Source organism: Humibacter ginsengiterrae (assembly GCF_054780115.1).
Map to the genome: position 1 here is coordinate 81,190 of NZ_BAAGWY010000001.1, position 15,458 is coordinate 96,647.

The following is a 15,458-nucleotide window of genomic DNA, read 5'->3' on the forward strand; positions in this document are numbered from 1 at the left end:
TGCGCCCCGGCATTCACCAGAACGGAGACACACGATGCCACGACTCGGAACCGTCCCCATCGACAGCGCCCACGTGCTGATCGTTGACCCCATGCACCTCGACTATGACGTGCTCGCCTACCCGCTCGAAGAGCGCGACAACCTCGACCCAGCATGGTGCAGCAAGACGCTCGGCATCGTCCTCGCCGTGCCAGCTGGTGACTGTCCTCTGCACATCGACACCGATGCACAGGCATCCGCAGTCAGGCTCACTGATGGGTGGGAGACAGACAAGCTCGTCATGCTCGGCGGATATCCCGAAACAGGGTTCGTCAACGTCACAGAGCAGTACCGCGCGCAGAACCTCGAAGACTGGGCCGGATACGACGCAGAAGAGGCCACCGATGCCGAGCAATAGACCGCGCGGCAGCGGATACCAGCGAAACGGGTACGTGTGGCAGCGCACCGTGCAGCGCATTCTCACCCGCGATGAAGGCCGTTGCTACGTCTGTGGTGGTACTGCCATCACCGCCGACCACATTGTGCCTGTTGCCTGGGGTGGCTCACACGAAGACGACAACCTCGCCGCAATCTGCAAGCCATGTCACGACGCCAAGACCAAGCGAGAGGCAGCACTTGGCTCGACGTTGCGACGACCGAGAACCGCCATCGCTCGCAACATCGAGCAGCATCCCAACGCTCCACCTCGACCATGACGACGAGCGTCGACGCCAGCCGGATTGACCACGAAGTGGTGTACCGGGGAGTCCACCCCTGCCACCGGCTGGATGCGACTCGCGTATACATGGCCCAAGTCAGCTTGCTTGCTCCCAATCAGCTCTTTTCAGGAGGAATCGACCATGAACGAACCGAACTCGAAACCGCTTCGCGCGCCATCCGGCCTTGGTAAGGCTGGCCGTGCTCTGTGGCGGCAGATCGCGACCGACTGGCACGAGAACAACGTGGCACCTGACGCGCGTGAGCATCGCCTCTTGGAGGATGCCTGCCGCGAGGCCGACACGCTTGCCATGCTCGAAGCTGAGATAGCCACAGCTGCCGCCAGCGGCTCGCTGGTGACGTCCGGGAGCATGGGTCAGGCCGTCACGCATCCGCACGTCTCCGAGGCACGCAGAAGCCGCGCGCAGATCGCCGCGAACTTGAAGGCGCTGCAGCTGGACGTACCAGAACCGAAAGCACTCCAGAGCGGCAGCCAACTGACCATCTCCGAGGTCGCTCGACTGGGCGGCAGGGCACGATGGGCGAAGGCTCATGGTTAGGCCGATTGGCCCGCGGCGTGGCGTGCTTGACCCGTTCGCACAGGCCATCCGATCGGCACACGTCGCACGCCGAGACGTGTTCTTGCAGCAGTGGTGGACCGCCGGCCACGAGGCGCGCTGGCTGGCCGAGCGCGCGCAGTGGGAGGCGGGTGAGGCGATGATCTGCTCGACGGTCGAGATGTTCCGAGCGTGCATGTTCGCTGGCCTGGACCGCGAGGCGGCTCGCTTCACGTTCGCCAACGACCGCGACGACTCGCGCTGGTGGCTTGTCCCCGGCTCAGAGGGCGGTCGCGTGGTCGAGTGCGACGTCGAGGGGATGCCGCTCTGATGCCGCGTACCGATCCCGACGAGCGCCGAGCGTACGTACGTACATGGGCGCGGAATCGTCGTGCCACCGATCCTGAGTGGGCTGAGCGGCAGCGGCGCGACTCCCGTGAGCGGAACCGGGCGCGTTACGAAGCGGATCCGGCGTATCGCGCCGCGAAGGCTGAGGCGGCACGCCGTCGCCGTGTGCGGCTGAAAGAGGCCCCGTTTCGGGCCGCTCTGGAGCGCCTGAAGGCGGGCAAGTCGACGCCGAAGGTGCGGGCGCAGATCGTGCACCCTGGTGGGCGCGTGCGCGTCTCCGATCCGGAGTGGCTTTGCGAGGCGGGCGCGTACTCGGACGCCGACAAGACGGCTGAGGCGCGCTACTGCGACCGTGGCAGCGTTCTCGCTGGCACTCTATGGGAGCGCGTCGCTCACTCGGCAGCGCTCAGACCGTAATGGGCGGGATGGACGTGATGGGCGACTCAGCCAGCCGGTAGGTGCCTCTGCCGCCCATGTCGGCGGCGAGCATCCGCGGCGAGGCAAGCTCGGGATAGTGCTCGATGTTCCACCGCACGATGAACTCGGTCGCGCCCTCGTCGGTCACGTCGATGATCCGAGTGGCGGGCGACTCGGCGCTGTCGGCCACAACCGCGCAGACCTCGCGCGACTCGCCGTCGCTGGTCACGTACCCCAGAACGTAAGTCGCCATGCGCACCCCCTGTTGAATCTCGCAATTCTTCCATCGACCGCCGACAGGGGCCGCGGACTGGGCGAACCGCTAGCTGATGGTCGCAGCGTGAGCTTCGACCTGATCGCTCAGCACTTCCTGCCAGCCAGGCCGATCCATCCGAATGCTCTTCGCGTACCAGCCGCACGAGCACCGCGCTTTCGCGTAGTCGAGCCGGTCACCATCCACGCGCACGCTCGTATACGTGCGTTCCTCGATCACGTGACCGGCGTTCAACGAATGCGCAATCGTCCACTCGGTGCTCACGCTCGCGACTGTACCGGCTGACGCGCTCCAGTTCGCTGCCTGGCCTCGGCCCCGTGGCATGGCAAAGATGACGGCACGGCGTTCATCGCCGGATGCGTGATCGACGCCGAGGGACCGCGCCGCTTCGGCTGCCACGAGTGCGGTGCGCTCTTCGACCGGCCCGTCGCAACGTCGGGCCGAGCGATCCCCGTGAACGGGAGGCATCCTGCGGGGATAGGAAGCTGCCATGATTAGCGTCGTGTTCCGCTACCGTATCTCTGCCGCCGCGGCGATCGTCGCAACATCCATCGCTGTTCTGACAGGCTGCTCGTCGGCAGCAGCAAAGCCTGCGCATACGTCGAAACCGCTCGTGACTCCAGCGATCGTTGCGACAGCGGGAGTACCGAAGTCGATCCTGGACGATCACGGAACCTCTGGCTCAATGACAATCTCGGACCCGCACGCTTCCTCGACCGAGGGCGGCGATATGGAGCTAGCTGTCGACGTCACGCTGCACAATGCGAGCAGCGTTCCGTTCGACTACGACCTCTCCACCACCCTGGGCGCTTGGGACGGCACCCTGACAGACTATGACGCCGGTGACATTCCGCAGATTCCCATCGGGATCGAATCGAGCGGTCTGCCGGAGATTGGTCCGCTCGCTCCAGGAGCGACCGTTTCAGGGCAGGTCACCTTCCTAGACGACAGTGGCGTCGACGAGTCGACCTACACGCTCCGGATGCTCACCCCGAAGACGTTCAAGCCGGTAGCCGTCTGGTTCCTCCGCACGAGCAACCACTGACGGGCACGACGGTCACGACGGTCCATTTCGGGCATCTCCGGGCGGCGCGGCGTCGGCAAGCTCGGCGAGCGCAGCAGCCAGCGCACGCAGTCCTGACTCGCTCAGGTCATCGGCCAGCCAATCGAGCGACCCGCGGATGCCGGTCTCGTCGTCCCACAACGGCGTCAGCGCCGCGACGAGCACGCCGTCAGCTACGACCACAACGGGCTGCCCTGCCGCGGTCCCTTCAGTCGGTTCTTCATCCCAGATCGTCATGAATCCAAGAGTGCCGTCCAACCAAAGTGACGCAACTCCCGGCGTGTCGTTCACTTTCATTGGACGGCTCAGCGGCTCTACTCTCGGGCTATGACTGACGAGGTATGCGAGGAATGCGGCTCGGACGTGATTTACCGAACCGTCGAGACGACCCAGATAACGAGCACTGCGAGAACCTATATGAACGTTCCCGAGCGGTGCTCGAACCAATCCTGCGAGTACTGGCACGGCGCGAGCATTACGGGCTTCACGGTCGCTCGCTCTGAGTGGGAAGCTGCCCATCCGAGTTGACATCCACGCAGCTGGGGTGCGCTCGCTCGCCAGCGCACCCCAACGCGCACCCCAACCAGCACGAATCCACTCCCGTCCAGAGGTGCCCGTACGCGAGTGAGAACCGCGGAATTACGCGGATTCTGGACAGCTGTGGATATCTGTAGACCCCGCGGGTGGCCTTCACACGGAAGAGGTCATCAGTTCGAGTCTGGTATCGCCCACAAACGGAACACCAAAAGAAGAAGGACCCGGAACCTGCCGGGTCCTTCTTCTGTATCAGGCGGAGTATCTGCCGGTCAGACGTTCTCGAGCACGTAGCCTTCCTCGCCGTGCACGATGGTGTCGACGCCGGCGATCTCATCCTCGGTCTTGACCCGGAAGCCCATGGTCTTCTGAATGGCCCAGCCGATCGCGAACGCCAGGGCGAACGAGTAGATCATCACGCTGAACGCGCCGATCGCTTGCGCGCCGAGCTGCAGGAAGCTGCCGCCGTAAAGCAGGCTCGAGTACGGCTTCGTCGGATCGCCGTCGACGTGCGTCAGGCCGAAGATGCCGATGTACAGCGTTCCGATGAGGCCGCCGATGAGGTGGATGCCGACGACGTCGAGCGAGTCGTCGAAGCCCAGCTTGAACTTCAGCTCGATCGTGAAGGCGCACACCGCACCTACCAGCAGTCCGAGCACAATCGCCCAGAACGGCGTCAGGATGTTGCAGGCCGGGGTGATCGCGACGAGGCCGGCGACGGCGCCGGAAGCGGCACCGATCGAGGTGGGCTTGCCGTCCTTGATGCGCTCTACGACGAGCCAGCCGATCGTGGCGGCGGCAGGAGCGGCGAGGGTGTTGATCCACGCGAGTGCGGCGATTCCATCGACCGCGGCCTCCGAGCCCGCGTTGAACCCGAACCATCCGAACCACAGGAGTGCTGCGCCGAGCAGCGTGAGGGGCACGTTGTGCGGCTTGCTCATGCCCTTCTGGAACCCGACACGCTTGCCCAGCACGAGGGCCAATGCGAGACCCGCAGCACCGGCGTTGATGTGCACGGCCGTGCCGCCCGCGAAGTCGTTGACGTGCAGAGTGTGCGCGATCCAGCCGTTCTGCAGATTGAACACCCAGAACGCGACTGGGAAGTAGACGAGCGTGACCCAGATGCCGGCGAAGATCATCCACGAGCCGAAGCGAGCACGGTCGGCGATGGCGCCGGAGATCAGCGCCACCGTGATGATGGCGAACGTCGCCTGGAATCCGGCGAACGCGAGGCCGTTCAGGTCCGGTGTGGTGCCGTCCTTACCGAGCAGGCTCGCCAGGCCCCAGTCCGGGGTTCCCAGCCATCCCGGAATGAGCGGCTTGCCGAACGCGAGCCCGTAGCCATACAGCACCCAGAGAACACCGACGATGGCGATGGCACCGAAGCTCATCATCATCATGCTGATGACGCTCTTCGCCTTGACCATCCCCCCGTAGAAGAACGCCACGCCCGGCGTCATGAGCAGTACGAGTGCTGCTGCGACGAGCAGCCACAGCGAGTTGACGCTCGTCTGCGCATCGTAGGCGGCCGCTGCGTGCAACAACATGGGGTCTCCCTCTAACGAATGCCGGTGTCTCCATCACCGCGGCTCGGGTGCCGTATGCCCGGTGAGGTGTCGTCAGTCTGCTGCCGGGAGATTTCGTGAGAGAGGTTCGTGTGTTTCGCGCCGGTTACAGGGAAAGCGCGGTTGTAAACAGCGTGTTTCGGGGGCCTCGCGTCGTGGTGATGCGGGCTCAGTCGTGCGGCGGGAGTTCGCCCGACGTCAGCGCGATGAGCCGGGACACCGCGCGCAGGTACTTCTTGCGGTAACCGCCCTGAAGCATCTCGGCGTCGAAGACGTCGTTCAACGGCACGCCGCTGGCGACGATCGGGATCTCCGCGTCGTATACCCGGTCCACGAACGCGACGAACCGCAGTGCCTCCATCTGATCGTGCAGCTGCTCGACGCCGGCGAGCGCGATCACGTCGACGTCCGCTACGAGCTTGATGTACTTCGACGGATGCACGGTGGCAAGGTGATCGACGACGTCGCGGAACCGGTCCGCCGTCACGTGCTCTCCCCTGGCGGCGATCGCGTCGACGACCCGGGCGAGCGTCTCATCGTCGACCGTCGCCGCCACGCCGGACACGTCGCGTCTGCGGTAGTCGAGGCCGTCGATGCGCACGGTCTCGAAATGCGACGACAAAGACTGGATCTCCCTGAGGAAGTCCGAAGCCGCGAATCGCCCTTCCCCGAGAGCCTGGGGAGGCGTGTTCGACGTCGCAGCGATGCGGGTGCCGCTGTCGACGAGCGCACCGAGCAGCCGGGTCATCATCATGGTGTCGCCCGGATCGTCCAACTCGAACTCGTCGATGCAGATCAGCTTCGAGCCCCGCAGCAGATCGATCGTCGGCTGAAAGCCGAGCGCTCCGACGAGGGCCGTGTACTCGATGAACGTGCCGAAGTATTTCGGCGCCGGTGCGACGTGCCACAAGGCGGCAAGCAGGTGCGTCTTGCCCACACCGAAGCCACCGTCGAGGTAGACGCCCGGCTTGTGCTCCTCAAGCTTCTTGCGGCCCCAGCCGAAAAAGCCGCCCGGTTGCGGCGGCTCCCAGGTGCGCGCGAACGACGTGAGGGTCTGCACCGCCGCGGCCTGAGACGGGAAATCCCGGTCGGGACGATACGACTCGAACGTGGCAGTGTGGAACTGCGGCGGTGGAACGAGCTCGGCAGCGATCTCGCGGCCCGTGATCGACGGCGTCACTTCGGTGAGGCGATCGGCGGTGGGAAGCGCGTGCGCGGCCATCCAGGTCCTAACGTGTCGAAGTCTTACAGTGCCCCTGCGGTTGCCAGGCGGTGGCGCGTAAGTTCGCGTGAGGGACTTGGCAACAAGGATAGAGGCGATTGAGGTGAGCGTGATGGGAGCTTGCTCGCATCACCGAGCCGATTGAGCCTTTGAGCAGCGCAGCCGCGATATCCGAGGCGCTTCTGCCCAGAACGAGCAGCACCCCTACTACGAGGAGGAAACCATGACCGTGGGATTCGACGATTCCGCGAAGTTCGCCGAGTACGCACATCCCGAGAGGCTGGTGAGCACGGAATGGCTCGCCGAACACCTCGGCGATGAGGGTCTCGCGGTAGTGGAATCCGACGAAGACGTGCTGCTGTACGAGACCGGTCACATCCCGACTGCGGTCAAGATCGACTGGCACACCGACCTGAACGACCCTGTGCTTCGTGATTTCGTCTCGGGTGAGCGCTTCGCGCAGCTTCTCAGTGAGAAGGGCATCTCCCGCGACACCACCGTCGTGATCTACGGAGACAAGAACAACTGGTGGGCCGCGTACGCGCTGTGGATCTTCACGCTGTTCGGACACGATGATGTCCGTCTTCTCGACGGCGGTCGCGACAAGTGGATCGCGGAGGGCCGCGAGATCACGACCGATGTGCCGACGCCGAAGGCGGCCGAGTACCCGGTTGTGGAGCGCGACGACTCCAAGGTGCGCGCGTTCAAAGAGGACGTGCTCTCACATCTTGGAAGCGGCCCCCTCATCGACGTGCGCTCGCCCGAGGAGTACACCGGAGAGCGCACCGAGATCCCCGGTTATCCCACCGAAAGCGCGCTTCGCCCCGGTCACATCCCGTCCGCCGCATCCGTCCCGTGGGCACGGGCTGCCGCTCCGGACGCCACGTTCAAGAACCGTGACGAGCTCGAGGCGATCTACAAGGGCGAAGCCGGCTTGCAGGATGGCGACGACGTGATCGCGTACTGCCGGATCGGCGAGCGCTCGAGCCACACCTGGTTCGTGCTCACGCACCTGCTCGGCTTCACCAATGTGCGCAACTACGACGGTTCCTGGACCGAGTGGGGCAGCGCCGTGCGGGTTCCGATCGTGAAGGGCGCCGAACGCGGAGAGGTCCCGGCCGCCTGATCCGCCTGAGAGATTCGGACCGGTCTGAGACAATAGAAACCTGATGACGAACGCCACGCTCCCCGCCACACTGCAGGAGATCAAGGAGGAGTTCCTCGCGCTGGAACTCCGTGACCGCCTGCAGCTGCTGCTGGAGTTCTCCAATGAACTGCCGGAGCTTCCGGAGCGCTATCGCGATCATCCGGACCTCTTCGAGCGCGTCGTCGAGTGTCAGTCCCCGGTCTTCATCTTCGTGGAGGTCGACGACGACGGGATTGTGCAGCTCTACGCCACCGCTCCGAAGGAGTCGCCGACCACGAGAGGCTTCGCGTCGATTCTCGCGCAAGGGCTCGCGGGACTCACGGCGGACGAGGTGTTGGCGGTTCCAGACGACTACCCGCAGGAGCTCGGGCTCACCGAAGCCGTCTCACCGCTGCGGGTGCGCGGTATGACCGCCCTGCTCGGTCGCACCAAGCACCAGGTTCGGCTGAAACGCGGTGCGTGACGCGGGACCGGCGACTACGCCGGTTCCCGCGTCTGGTCGAGAGAGTCGATGAGTTCGTCGAGCCATGACGAGACGGCCGAGGTCCAGCGATCTCGGTCGTAGTTCCAGAGCTTGGTGTGCTTGGCCTGCCGGAACGGCACGAGCGTGACGATGTCGGGGCGGCTTGCTGCCAGCCTGTGCGAGGCATCCGCCGGAACGTACCCGTCGTCATCGCTGTGCATCAGGAGCACTGGAACGTTCAGCTCGTGGGCGCGCATCGTGAAGTCGAGCCCGGCGAGGCCCACGGGAGCGTCCTGCCCGATCACTCCGGTCGCCCACGCCGAGTCGAGCAGCAGGAGCGCACCCTGGGCCACACCACGCGGCAACCGCATCAGCCCGGCCTGGTAGTCGAGCGTCTCCAGCCAGTCCACGACCGGCGAGTCCAGCACGATTCCCCGCACGCTGTCGGCATGAGCGGACCGAACGGATGCCTGCAGCACGATCGCGCCGCCCATCGACCATCCCATCAGAACGACGTGCCGCGCGCCGTGAGCGAGCGCGTACGCGATGGCCGAGTCGACATCCCGCCACTCCGTCGATCCCAGGCCGTAACGGCCGTCGGAGCTGGACGGCGCGTCACCGTCGTTGCGGTAGCTCGCGACGAGCGACGTGAATCCCTTCTCGTGGAAGACCGGAACCCCTCTGAGCGTCTCCTGGCGTTGAGTCCCTCGCCCGTGAATGTGGACGGCCCAACGATCCGTCGGCCGCTCAGCCGGGAAGAGCCAGGCCGGAGCCACTCCGTCGTCGACGGGCACATCGACGCTCTCGACCGGTAGACCGAGGTCGCTGGGCGACGTGTAGTACCAGCTGCTGAGGCGGCCATGCCGTGCGGAGCGCAGATCGCCCCAGACGACGGACTCGACCTCGCGGGTGACCGATCCGTCGTCCGCAAGCTCGAGGATGTCGCCGATGCGCGCATAACCGCGATCGTTCGAGAACCAGAGCCCGTACCGTCCGGGTACGCGGAGGGCGTCGGCGTTGCCGCCCAGGGTGACTGTGGACAGATCGGCTGCGACCGACCGGATGCCGGCATCCTCCCGTTTGCGCCTGGCCGGCGTCACCACCATCTTGGCGACGACCGTCGCCGCCGTGACGTAGCCTGCCGCGAGCGCGACACCGACGGCGCCGAGGACGGCGAACGGAACGAGAACCTTGGTCAGCCGGCCCACCGACACTCCCCTCCGGGCGAAGGCGGCCCCAGGACGCGGCGTGCCTTCGGTCAACTCCCGAGCCGAAACTCTAGTCTGCCAACGTGTCCCCTACACCCGCGGCCCCCGGCATCCCTGCGGAGTTCGCCGCGGCCGCCGACTCCGTGCGCCGCTTCGATGCTCGCAAGGAGTTGAGCATCGATGAGATCCCGGCACCGACGGGATTGGCGCCGTACGCGATCGCGCTGGCCGCCGACATCGCGCCCGTGAGACACGGACGGGATTCCGACCTGGGCACCGGACGGTTCGTGCTGCTCTACGATCCATCCGCGCCCGAGGAGTGGGGCGGGACGTTCCGCGTCGTGTGCTTCGCGCAGGCTCCGCTGGAGACGGACATCGGTCTCGATCCGTTCCTCGCCGACGTCACCTGGTCGTGGCTGATCGACGCGCTCGACGAGCGCGGCGCCGATTACACCTCCGCCTCGGGTACGGCGACCAAGGTGATCTCGACCGGATTCGGGGAGCTGGCCAGGCAGGGCGACGGTGCACAGATCGAACTGCGCGCATCCTGGACGCCCGGCGACTTCGACATGCGCGCGCACGTCGAGGCGTGGGGCGACCTGTTGTGCATGCTCGCAGGCATCCCTCCGCTGCCCGACGGGGTTCGGCTCCTCACCCAGCGGAGAACATCGCGTGACTGAGTACCACGTCGTCGACTCCGTTTCCGAATTCAGCCGGGCAGTCGACGCGCTGCGGGCTGGCACGGGTCCCGTGGGGGTGGATGCCGAACGCGCGTCCGGTTTCCGGTACTCGCAGCGAGCGTATTTGATCCAGATGTTCCGGCGAGACGCAGGGGTCTTCCTGTTCGACCCGCCTGCACTGGGCGACTTCTCTGCGCTGCAGGACGCGGTGGGCGATGTGCCCTGGATCCTGCATGCCGCCAGTCAGGACCTCGCCTGCCTGCGCGAGGTGGGCCTCGATCCTGCCACCATCTTCGATACGGAGCTCGGCGCCCGCCTGCTCGGATTTCCGCGGGTAGGGCTGGCCACGATCGTGCAGGAACTGCTCGGCATCCATCTGGCGAAGGAGCACTCGGCCGCCGACTGGTCGACACGACCGCTTCCCGCCCCGTGGCTCACGTATGCCGCGCTCGATGTGGAGCTCCTGGTCGACCTGATGGAGGCCGAGCAGGAGATTCTGCAGAAAGACGAGAAGCTTCAGATCGCTGCCCAGGAGTTCGCCTACGAGCTCGCACGCAGCCCCAAGCCGGCACGCAACGAGCCCTGGCGGCGGCTGTCGGGCGTGCACTCTATACGCGGGCTTCGCAACCTCGCCGTGGCCAGGGAACTCTGGCATGCCAGGGACGAACTCGCCCGGAGCAAAGACGTCGCGCCGGGACGGCTGCTCCCGGACGCCTCGATCACCGCTGTGGCCAAAGCCATGCCGGAGAGCAAGCGCGAACTCGTGGGTATGCGCGAGTTCACGGGGCGTGCCAGCCGCACGGAGATCGACAGGTGGTGGGATGCCGTGAGTCGCGGCCGCACCACCGACGACCTTCCCGTGCTGCGATCCAGTGGGGAGAGCATCCCGCCGCCGCGCGCGTGGGCTGATCGCAACCCGGAGGCGAACGAACGGCTACGGTCGGCGCGTGCCGCCGTCATTGCACGTGCCGAGGAACTGCACATGCCGGTGGAGAACCTCCTCTCCCCCGAGACCCTGCGTCGTCTGGCGTGGTCACCACCCGAGACCGTCGACGAGGCGACGATCGCCGCAGCGATGCGCGACGCGGATGCCCGCCCGTGGCAGGTTGAGGCGACTGCAGGCATCGTCGCCGCAGCGTTTGTCGAAGCGGGCCAATCCCCTGTCGAGCCGTCCGAATCCGCTTCGTAGGAACACCCAATCGATTCTCGGCGGCCGGGCGCGGTTTCTAGGATCTGCATAACAGGTTCCGGATGCGGGTGCCGCCTGCCTTCGGGCCTCTGATGACTGCGAAATGGGAGGCGAAGTGGCCGAAAGAGCTGACGTGCTGTTCGTGGACGGGGTACGAACCCCGTTCGGACGGGCGGGCGACAAGGGCATCTACTGGAACACCCGGGCCGACGACCTGGCGGTGAAGTCGATCGTCGGACTGCTCGAGCGCAATCCGGGACTGCCCAAGGACAGGGTGGATGACGTCGCCATTGCGGCCACGACGCAACAGGGCGATCAGGGCCTGACCCTCGGACGCTCGGCGGCGATCCTCGCAGGCCTGCCGACGACGGTGCCCGGTTTCGCGATCGACCGCATGTGTGCCGGCGCCATGACGGCCGTCACGACGACCGGATCCGGCATCGCGTTCGGGCAGTACGACGTGGTCATCGCCGGCGGCGTCGAGCACATGGGGCACCACCCGATGGGTCAGGGCGTCGACCCCAACCCGCGGTTCGTGGCGGAGAAACTCGTCGATCCGGCTGCGCTCAACATGGGCAACACCGCCGAACGTCTGCACGACCGCTTCCCTCAGCTGACGAAGGAACGGTCAGACCGGTTCGGCATGCGCAGCCAGCAGAAGCTCGCCGCGGCGTATGCGACCGGCGACATCCAGGCGGACCTGGTGCCGGTCTCGTACCGGAGCGCGACCGGTTGGGGTCTCGCCACAGAAGACCAAGGCATGCGTCCCGATACCACCATGGAGGGCCTTGCAACCCTGAAGACGCCGTTCCGTCCGCACGGGCGCGTCACGGCCGGAAACGCGTCTCCTCTTACCGACGGCGCCACCGCGTCGCTGCTGGCCTCCTCGCGCGCAGCGAAGGAGTTCGGTCTCACACCGAAGATGCGGATGGTCTCGTTCGCGTTCGCGGGCGTGGAGCCGGAGGTGATGGGGATCGGGCCGATCCCGTCGACGGAGCGCGCACTGAAGAACGCGGGCCTCGGCATCGACGAAATCGGCCTGTTCGAGTTGAACGAGGCGTTCGCTGTTCAGGTGCTGAGCTTCCTCGACCACTTCGGCTTCGACGACGACGACCCGCGGGTCAACCAGTGGGGTGGTGCGATCGCGATCGGGCATCCGCTGGCCGCCAGCGGGGTGCGGCTGATGATCCAGCTCGCGCGTCAGTTCGAACAGCACCCCGAGGTGCGCTATGGCCTGACCGCCATGTGCGTTGGCCTCGGCCAGGGCGGCTCGGTGATCTGGGAAAACCCGCACCACAAGAAGTACGGAAAGTGAGCACGGGCGTGACCGACTATTCGAAGATCGACTTCTCCGACCTGCTGGCGTTCGCGGATGACGAGGTCGTGACGCACAACTACGTGCGCGACGTCAAACTGGCATCAGGAAAGGTGCTCGCGCTCGTCACCATCGACAATGGACGCGACCACACCCGCCCGAACACATTCGGTCCGGTCGGGCTGCTCGAGCTCGGCAAGACATATGACGAGCTGAAGCAGCGCGCCTCGCGTGGTGAGATTCACGCGGTGGCGACGACCGGAAAGCCGTTCATCCTGGCCGCCGGCGCCGACCTTTCGAAGGTCGCCGAAGTGCCGAGCCGTGACATCGCGAAACGGCTGGCACAGCTCGGCCACTTCGTGCTCAGCAAGCAGGCATCGTTCGGCGTGCCGAGCTTCGTGTTCATCAACGGTCTCGCACTGGGGGGCGGCCTCGAGCTGCCTCTCAACGCCGACTACCGCACGATCGACGCCTCGGCCGCCGCAATCGGCCTTCCCGAGGTCTTCCTCGGCCTGGTGCCAGGCTGGGGCGGCACATTCCTCCTGCCCAACCTGATCGGCATCGAGAACGCACTTAGGGTCGTGATCGAGAACCCGCTCAAGCAGAACCGCATGCTGAAGGCGCAGGATGCCTACGAGCTCGGCATCGCGGACCGCTTGTTCGCCCCAGTGAGCTTCTTGGAAGACTCCATCAAGTTCGTCGACGGCGTACTGAACGGCACCGAGAAGGTGGAGCGCAAGAACGCGCCGGGCAAGCTGGAGCGCCTCGCGAAGTGGGACATCGCCATCAAGATCGCGCGCGACCAGGTGGCATCCAAGCTGGGCACTGTCCCGTTGTCGCCGTTCAAGGCGCTCGATCTGCTGAAGGCGGCCAAGAGCGGCGACAAGGAGGCGTGCTTCGCACTGGAGGACGACGCGCTCGCCGATCTCATCGCCGGGGACCAGCTGCAGGCATCCATCTACGCCTTCAACCTGGTGCAGAAGCGAGCGAAGCGGCCGGCAGGTGCGCCCGACAAGGAGCTCGCCAAGAAGGTGACGAAGATCGGCGTGCTCGGCGCCGGGTACATGGCGAGCCAGTTCGCGCTGCTCTTCCTCCGCAGGCTGCAGGTGCCCGTGATCATCACGGACATCGACCAGGAACGCGTCGACAAGGGCGTCGCTTACATCAACGACGAGATCGACAAGCTGCTCGGCAAGGGACGCATCGGCTCCGACGAGGCGAACCGGTTGCGCGCGCTCATCCGCGGCACGACGGACAAGGGCGAGTTCGCCGACTGCGATTGGGTCATCGAGGCGGTCTTCGAGGAGCTCGGCGTCAAGCAGGACGTCTTCGCCGAGATCGAGAAGATCGTGTCACCGGAGGCGGTGCTGGCGACCAACACGTCGAGTCTCTCCGTCGACCGGATCGGTGCGAAGCTCGAGCATCCCGAACGACTCGTTGGCTTCCACTTCTTCACACCGGTCGCGGTGATGCCTTTGATCGAGGTCGTCAAGGCGACGAAGACAGATGATGCGACGCTGTCGACCGCGATGGTCACGGCTGCCAAGCTCAAGAAGAACGCCGTGATCACGGCCGATACCCCCGGGTTCGTCGTGAACCGGGTGCTTGCCAAGCTGCTCGGGGAGGCGATGTACGCGGTCGACAGCGGAACGCCGTTCGAGACCGTCGACAAGGCGATCGCGCCGCTCGGGCTCCCGATGGCTCCTTCTGTACTGCTCGATCTGGTGGGACTGAAGGTGGGCGCGCATGTGCTGGACACGCACCACGCCGCTTTCCCCGAGCGCTTCCACCGGAGCGAGAACCTGCACAAGCTTGCGGACTACGGCAAGCTGCTCGAAAAGGACGGCAAGGGCAACGTCAAGGGTTTCGACAAGGGTGCGCTGAAGGTCATGACCGTCGGCAAGAACCCGCTTACCGAAGAAGAGATCCTGACCCGGCTGCAGGACGGCCTGGCCGACGAGATCCACCGCATGCTCGACGACGATCACGTCGTGGCGGCCGCCGAAGACATCGATCTCTGCATGATCCTCGGCGCCGGCTTCCCGTTCCAGATGGGCGGCATCACGCCCTATCTCGACCGGGTAGGCGCCAGCGAGCGCGTCTTCGGCGACACCTTCCACCACCCGGTGCTGATGGGCGTAGGCGCATAAGGCATCGGCCAGTCCGGTAACGCGGGCTCCCGGCAGGACCGCTTCGTCGGATGTCGGGAGCCCGCGTTACGTTGTGCGGATGACCCGCTTCCGCTACTACGTCGCCTCCAGCCTCGACGGGTACATCGCCGACCGTGATAACGCGATCGACTGGCTCACCGCATTCGGCTTCGCGGAGTTCACACCCGACTACCAGCGATTCATCGCCGAGGTCGGCGCAATAGTGATGGGTGCCTCCACGTACGAGTTCATCCTCGGCGAGGGGCCGGATGCGTACACGTACGAGGTTCCGGCCTGGGTGCTCACGCACAGGGACCTGCCCCGGGTGCAGGGACGCGACGTGCGATTCCATGCCGGCGATGTGGCATCCGTCATCGATGATGTCGCGGCTGCCGCGGGCGACCGCGACGTCTGGCTGGTCGGGGGCGGCGACGTCGTCGCGCAGTTCGCCAGGCTCGGCAGGCTCGACGAGCTCATCGTGACGATCATGCCGGTGGTGCTGGGCGGCGGTGCTCCGTTGCTGCCTGTCGACAGCGACCTGAGGCTGCGGCTCACGGCGCGGCACGACTTTCCGAGCGGAGCGGTCGGACTGCGCTACGACGTCGTTCGCTGACCGGCATCCCCGGCGCG

19 protein-coding genes are annotated in these 15,458 nt (G+C 65.8%); 13 read left to right on the forward strand and 6 right to left on the reverse strand.

Annotation, left to right across the window (positions count from 1 at the left end):
• The first annotated feature begins 34 nt into the window (after positions 1–34).
• The 5 genes from ACYVII_RS00420 to ACYVII_RS00440 all read left to right on the forward strand — a co-directional run bounded on the left by ACYVII_RS00420 (position 35) and on the right by ACYVII_RS00440 (position 2,018).
• On the forward strand, positions 35–397 hold the full coding sequence (locus ACYVII_RS00420; RefSeq protein ID WP_460529304.1) for a hypothetical protein: 363 nt from the start codon (positions 35–37) through the stop codon (positions 395–397).
• The gene (locus ACYVII_RS00425; protein WP_460529307.1) at positions 384–695 is read left to right on the forward strand and encodes an HNH endonuclease; all 312 of its coding nucleotides are present in this window, start codon (positions 384–386) and stop codon (positions 693–695) included. The genes ACYVII_RS00420 and ACYVII_RS00425 overlap by 14 nt, the downstream gene beginning before the upstream one ends.
• A 144-nt stretch (positions 696–839) precedes the next feature.
• A complete protein-coding gene (locus ACYVII_RS00430) occupies positions 840–1,256 on the forward strand; it encodes a hypothetical protein (protein WP_460529310.1) in 417 nt (138 codons plus the stop codon).
• A gap of 22 nt (positions 1,257–1,278) precedes the next feature.
• Positions 1,279–1,584, forward strand: coding sequence for a hypothetical protein (locus ACYVII_RS00435; protein WP_460529315.1), 306 nt, complete (start codon positions 1,279–1,281; stop codon positions 1,582–1,584).
• Positions 1,584–2,018: a hypothetical protein gene (locus tag ACYVII_RS00440; RefSeq protein WP_460529318.1), complete on the forward strand. Its 435-nt coding sequence runs from the start codon at positions 1,584–1,586 to the stop codon at positions 2,016–2,018. The genes ACYVII_RS00435 and ACYVII_RS00440 overlap by 1 nt, the downstream gene beginning before the upstream one ends.
• Here the strand turns inward: ACYVII_RS00440 and ACYVII_RS00445 are convergent.
• Together ACYVII_RS00445 and ACYVII_RS00450 are read right to left on the reverse strand one after the other, a co-directional pair.
• Positions 2,008–2,271 (reverse strand): hypothetical protein, encoded by a 264-nt coding sequence (locus tag ACYVII_RS00445; protein ID WP_460529321.1) that lies wholly within the window; start codon positions 2,269–2,271, stop codon positions 2,008–2,010. The genes ACYVII_RS00440 and ACYVII_RS00445 overlap by 11 nt on opposite strands.
• Positions 2,272–2,340: 69 nt before the next feature.
• Entirely contained in the window at positions 2,341–2,556 is a 216-nt protein-coding gene (locus ACYVII_RS00450) for a hypothetical protein (RefSeq protein WP_460529324.1), read from the reverse strand.
• Between the two features lie 421 nt (positions 2,557–2,977).
• On the opposite strand from ACYVII_RS00450, the gene ACYVII_RS00455 reads away from it, so the two are divergent.
• Positions 2,978–3,337 (forward strand): hypothetical protein, encoded by a 360-nt coding sequence (locus ACYVII_RS00455; protein WP_460529327.1) that lies wholly within the window; start codon positions 2,978–2,980, stop codon positions 3,335–3,337.
• A gap of 12 nt (positions 3,338–3,349) precedes the next feature.
• On the opposite strand, the gene ACYVII_RS00460 is transcribed toward ACYVII_RS00455, so the two are convergent.
• From ACYVII_RS00460 to zapE, 3 genes are all read right to left on the reverse strand, one after another.
• Positions 3,350–3,592 carry a hypothetical protein gene (locus ACYVII_RS00460; RefSeq protein ID WP_460529330.1) on the reverse strand — a complete coding sequence of 81 codons (243 nt, stop codon included), beginning with the start codon at positions 3,590–3,592 and terminating at the stop codon, positions 3,350–3,352.
• Positions 3,593–4,161: 569 nt separating this feature from the next.
• Entirely contained in the window at positions 4,162–5,436 is a 1,275-nt protein-coding gene (locus ACYVII_RS00465; protein ID WP_460529334.1) for an ammonium transporter, read from the reverse strand.
• Between the two features lie 187 nt (positions 5,437–5,623).
• A complete protein-coding gene (gene zapE, locus ACYVII_RS00470; RefSeq protein WP_460529337.1) occupies positions 5,624–6,676 on the reverse strand; it encodes a cell division protein ZapE in 1,053 nt (350 codons plus the stop codon).
• A 223-nt stretch (positions 6,677–6,899) separates the two neighbouring features.
• Between zapE and ACYVII_RS00475 the strand changes: the two genes are divergently transcribed.
• Both ACYVII_RS00475 and ACYVII_RS00480 read left to right on the forward strand, forming a co-directional pair.
• Entirely contained in the window at positions 6,900–7,802 is a 903-nt protein-coding gene (locus tag ACYVII_RS00475) for a sulfurtransferase (RefSeq protein ID WP_460529340.1), read from the forward strand.
• A gap of 43 nt (positions 7,803–7,845) precedes the next feature.
• A complete protein-coding gene (locus tag ACYVII_RS00480; RefSeq protein ID WP_460529343.1) occupies positions 7,846–8,286 on the forward strand; it encodes a SufE family protein in 441 nt (146 codons plus the stop codon).
• A 14-nt stretch (positions 8,287–8,300) separates the two neighbouring features.
• Here the strand turns inward: ACYVII_RS00480 and ACYVII_RS00485 are convergent, their stop codons facing one another.
• On the reverse strand, positions 8,301–9,548 hold the full coding sequence (locus tag ACYVII_RS00485) for an alpha/beta hydrolase family protein (RefSeq protein WP_460529346.1): 1,248 nt from the start codon (positions 9,546–9,548) through the stop codon (positions 8,301–8,303).
• A 29-nt stretch (positions 9,549–9,577) separates the two neighbouring features.
• Between ACYVII_RS00485 and ACYVII_RS00490 the strand changes: the two genes are divergently transcribed.
• From ACYVII_RS00490 to ACYVII_RS00510, 5 genes are all read left to right on the forward strand, one after another.
• Positions 9,578–10,174 carry a DUF3000 domain-containing protein gene (locus tag ACYVII_RS00490; protein WP_460529349.1) on the forward strand — a complete coding sequence of 199 codons (597 nt, stop codon included), beginning with the start codon at positions 9,578–9,580 and terminating at the stop codon, positions 10,172–10,174.
• Positions 10,167–11,363, forward strand: a complete 1,197-nt coding sequence (locus ACYVII_RS00495; RefSeq protein WP_460529352.1) for a ribonuclease D — start codon at positions 10,167–10,169, stop codon at positions 11,361–11,363. Before ACYVII_RS00490 ends, ACYVII_RS00495 begins: the two co-directional genes overlap by 8 nt.
• A gap of 115 nt (positions 11,364–11,478) precedes the next feature.
• Positions 11,479–12,678 (forward strand): thiolase family protein, encoded by a 1,200-nt coding sequence (locus tag ACYVII_RS00500; protein WP_460529355.1) that lies wholly within the window; start codon positions 11,479–11,481, stop codon positions 12,676–12,678.
• 8 nt (positions 12,679–12,686) lie between these two features.
• Positions 12,687–14,828: a 3-hydroxyacyl-CoA dehydrogenase NAD-binding domain-containing protein gene (locus ACYVII_RS00505; RefSeq protein ID WP_460530485.1), complete on the forward strand. Its 2,142-nt coding sequence runs from the start codon at positions 12,687–12,689 to the stop codon at positions 14,826–14,828.
• Between the two features lie 79 nt (positions 14,829–14,907).
• Entirely contained in the window at positions 14,908–15,441 is a 534-nt protein-coding gene (locus ACYVII_RS00510; RefSeq protein WP_460529358.1) for a dihydrofolate reductase family protein, read from the forward strand.
• Positions 15,442–15,458: the final 17 nt, after the last annotated feature.

Excerpts from the sequence above, each read along its gene's own strand:
- ACYVII_RS00420 (WP_460529304.1), top strand. The coding sequence starts at position 35 with ATGCCACGACTCGGAACCGTCCCCATCGACAGCGCCCACGTGCTGATC.
- ACYVII_RS00425 (WP_460529307.1), top strand. The coding sequence starts at position 384 with ATGCCGAGCAATAGACCGCGCGGCAGCGGATACCAGCGAAACGGGTAC.
- ACYVII_RS00430 (WP_460529310.1), top strand. The coding sequence starts at position 840 with ATGAACGAACCGAACTCGAAACCGCTTCGCGCGCCATCCGGCCTTGGT.
- ACYVII_RS00440 (WP_460529318.1), top strand. The coding sequence starts at position 1,584 with ATGCCGCGTACCGATCCCGACGAGCGCCGAGCGTACGTACGTACATGG.
- ACYVII_RS00445 (WP_460529321.1), bottom strand. The coding sequence starts at position 2,271 with ATGGCGACTTACGTTCTGGGGTACGTGACCAGCGACGGCGAGTCGCGC.
- ACYVII_RS00455 (WP_460529327.1), top strand. The coding sequence starts at position 2,978 with ATGACAATCTCGGACCCGCACGCTTCCTCGACCGAGGGCGGCGATATG.
- ACYVII_RS00460 (WP_460529330.1), bottom strand. The coding sequence starts at position 3,592 with ATGACGATCTGGGATGAAGAACCGACTGAAGGGACCGCGGCAGGGCAG.
- ACYVII_RS00465 (WP_460529334.1), bottom strand. The coding sequence starts at position 5,436 with ATGTTGTTGCACGCAGCGGCCGCCTACGATGCGCAGACGAGCGTCAAC.
- zapE (WP_460529337.1), bottom strand. The coding sequence starts at position 6,676 with ATGGCCGCGCACGCGCTTCCCACCGCCGATCGCCTCACCGAAGTGACG.
- ACYVII_RS00475 (WP_460529340.1), top strand. The coding sequence starts at position 6,900 with ATGACCGTGGGATTCGACGATTCCGCGAAGTTCGCCGAGTACGCACAT.
- ACYVII_RS00480 (WP_460529343.1), top strand. The coding sequence starts at position 7,846 with ATGACGAACGCCACGCTCCCCGCCACACTGCAGGAGATCAAGGAGGAG.
- ACYVII_RS00510 (WP_460529358.1), top strand. The coding sequence starts at position 14,908 with ATGACCCGCTTCCGCTACTACGTCGCCTCCAGCCTCGACGGGTACATC.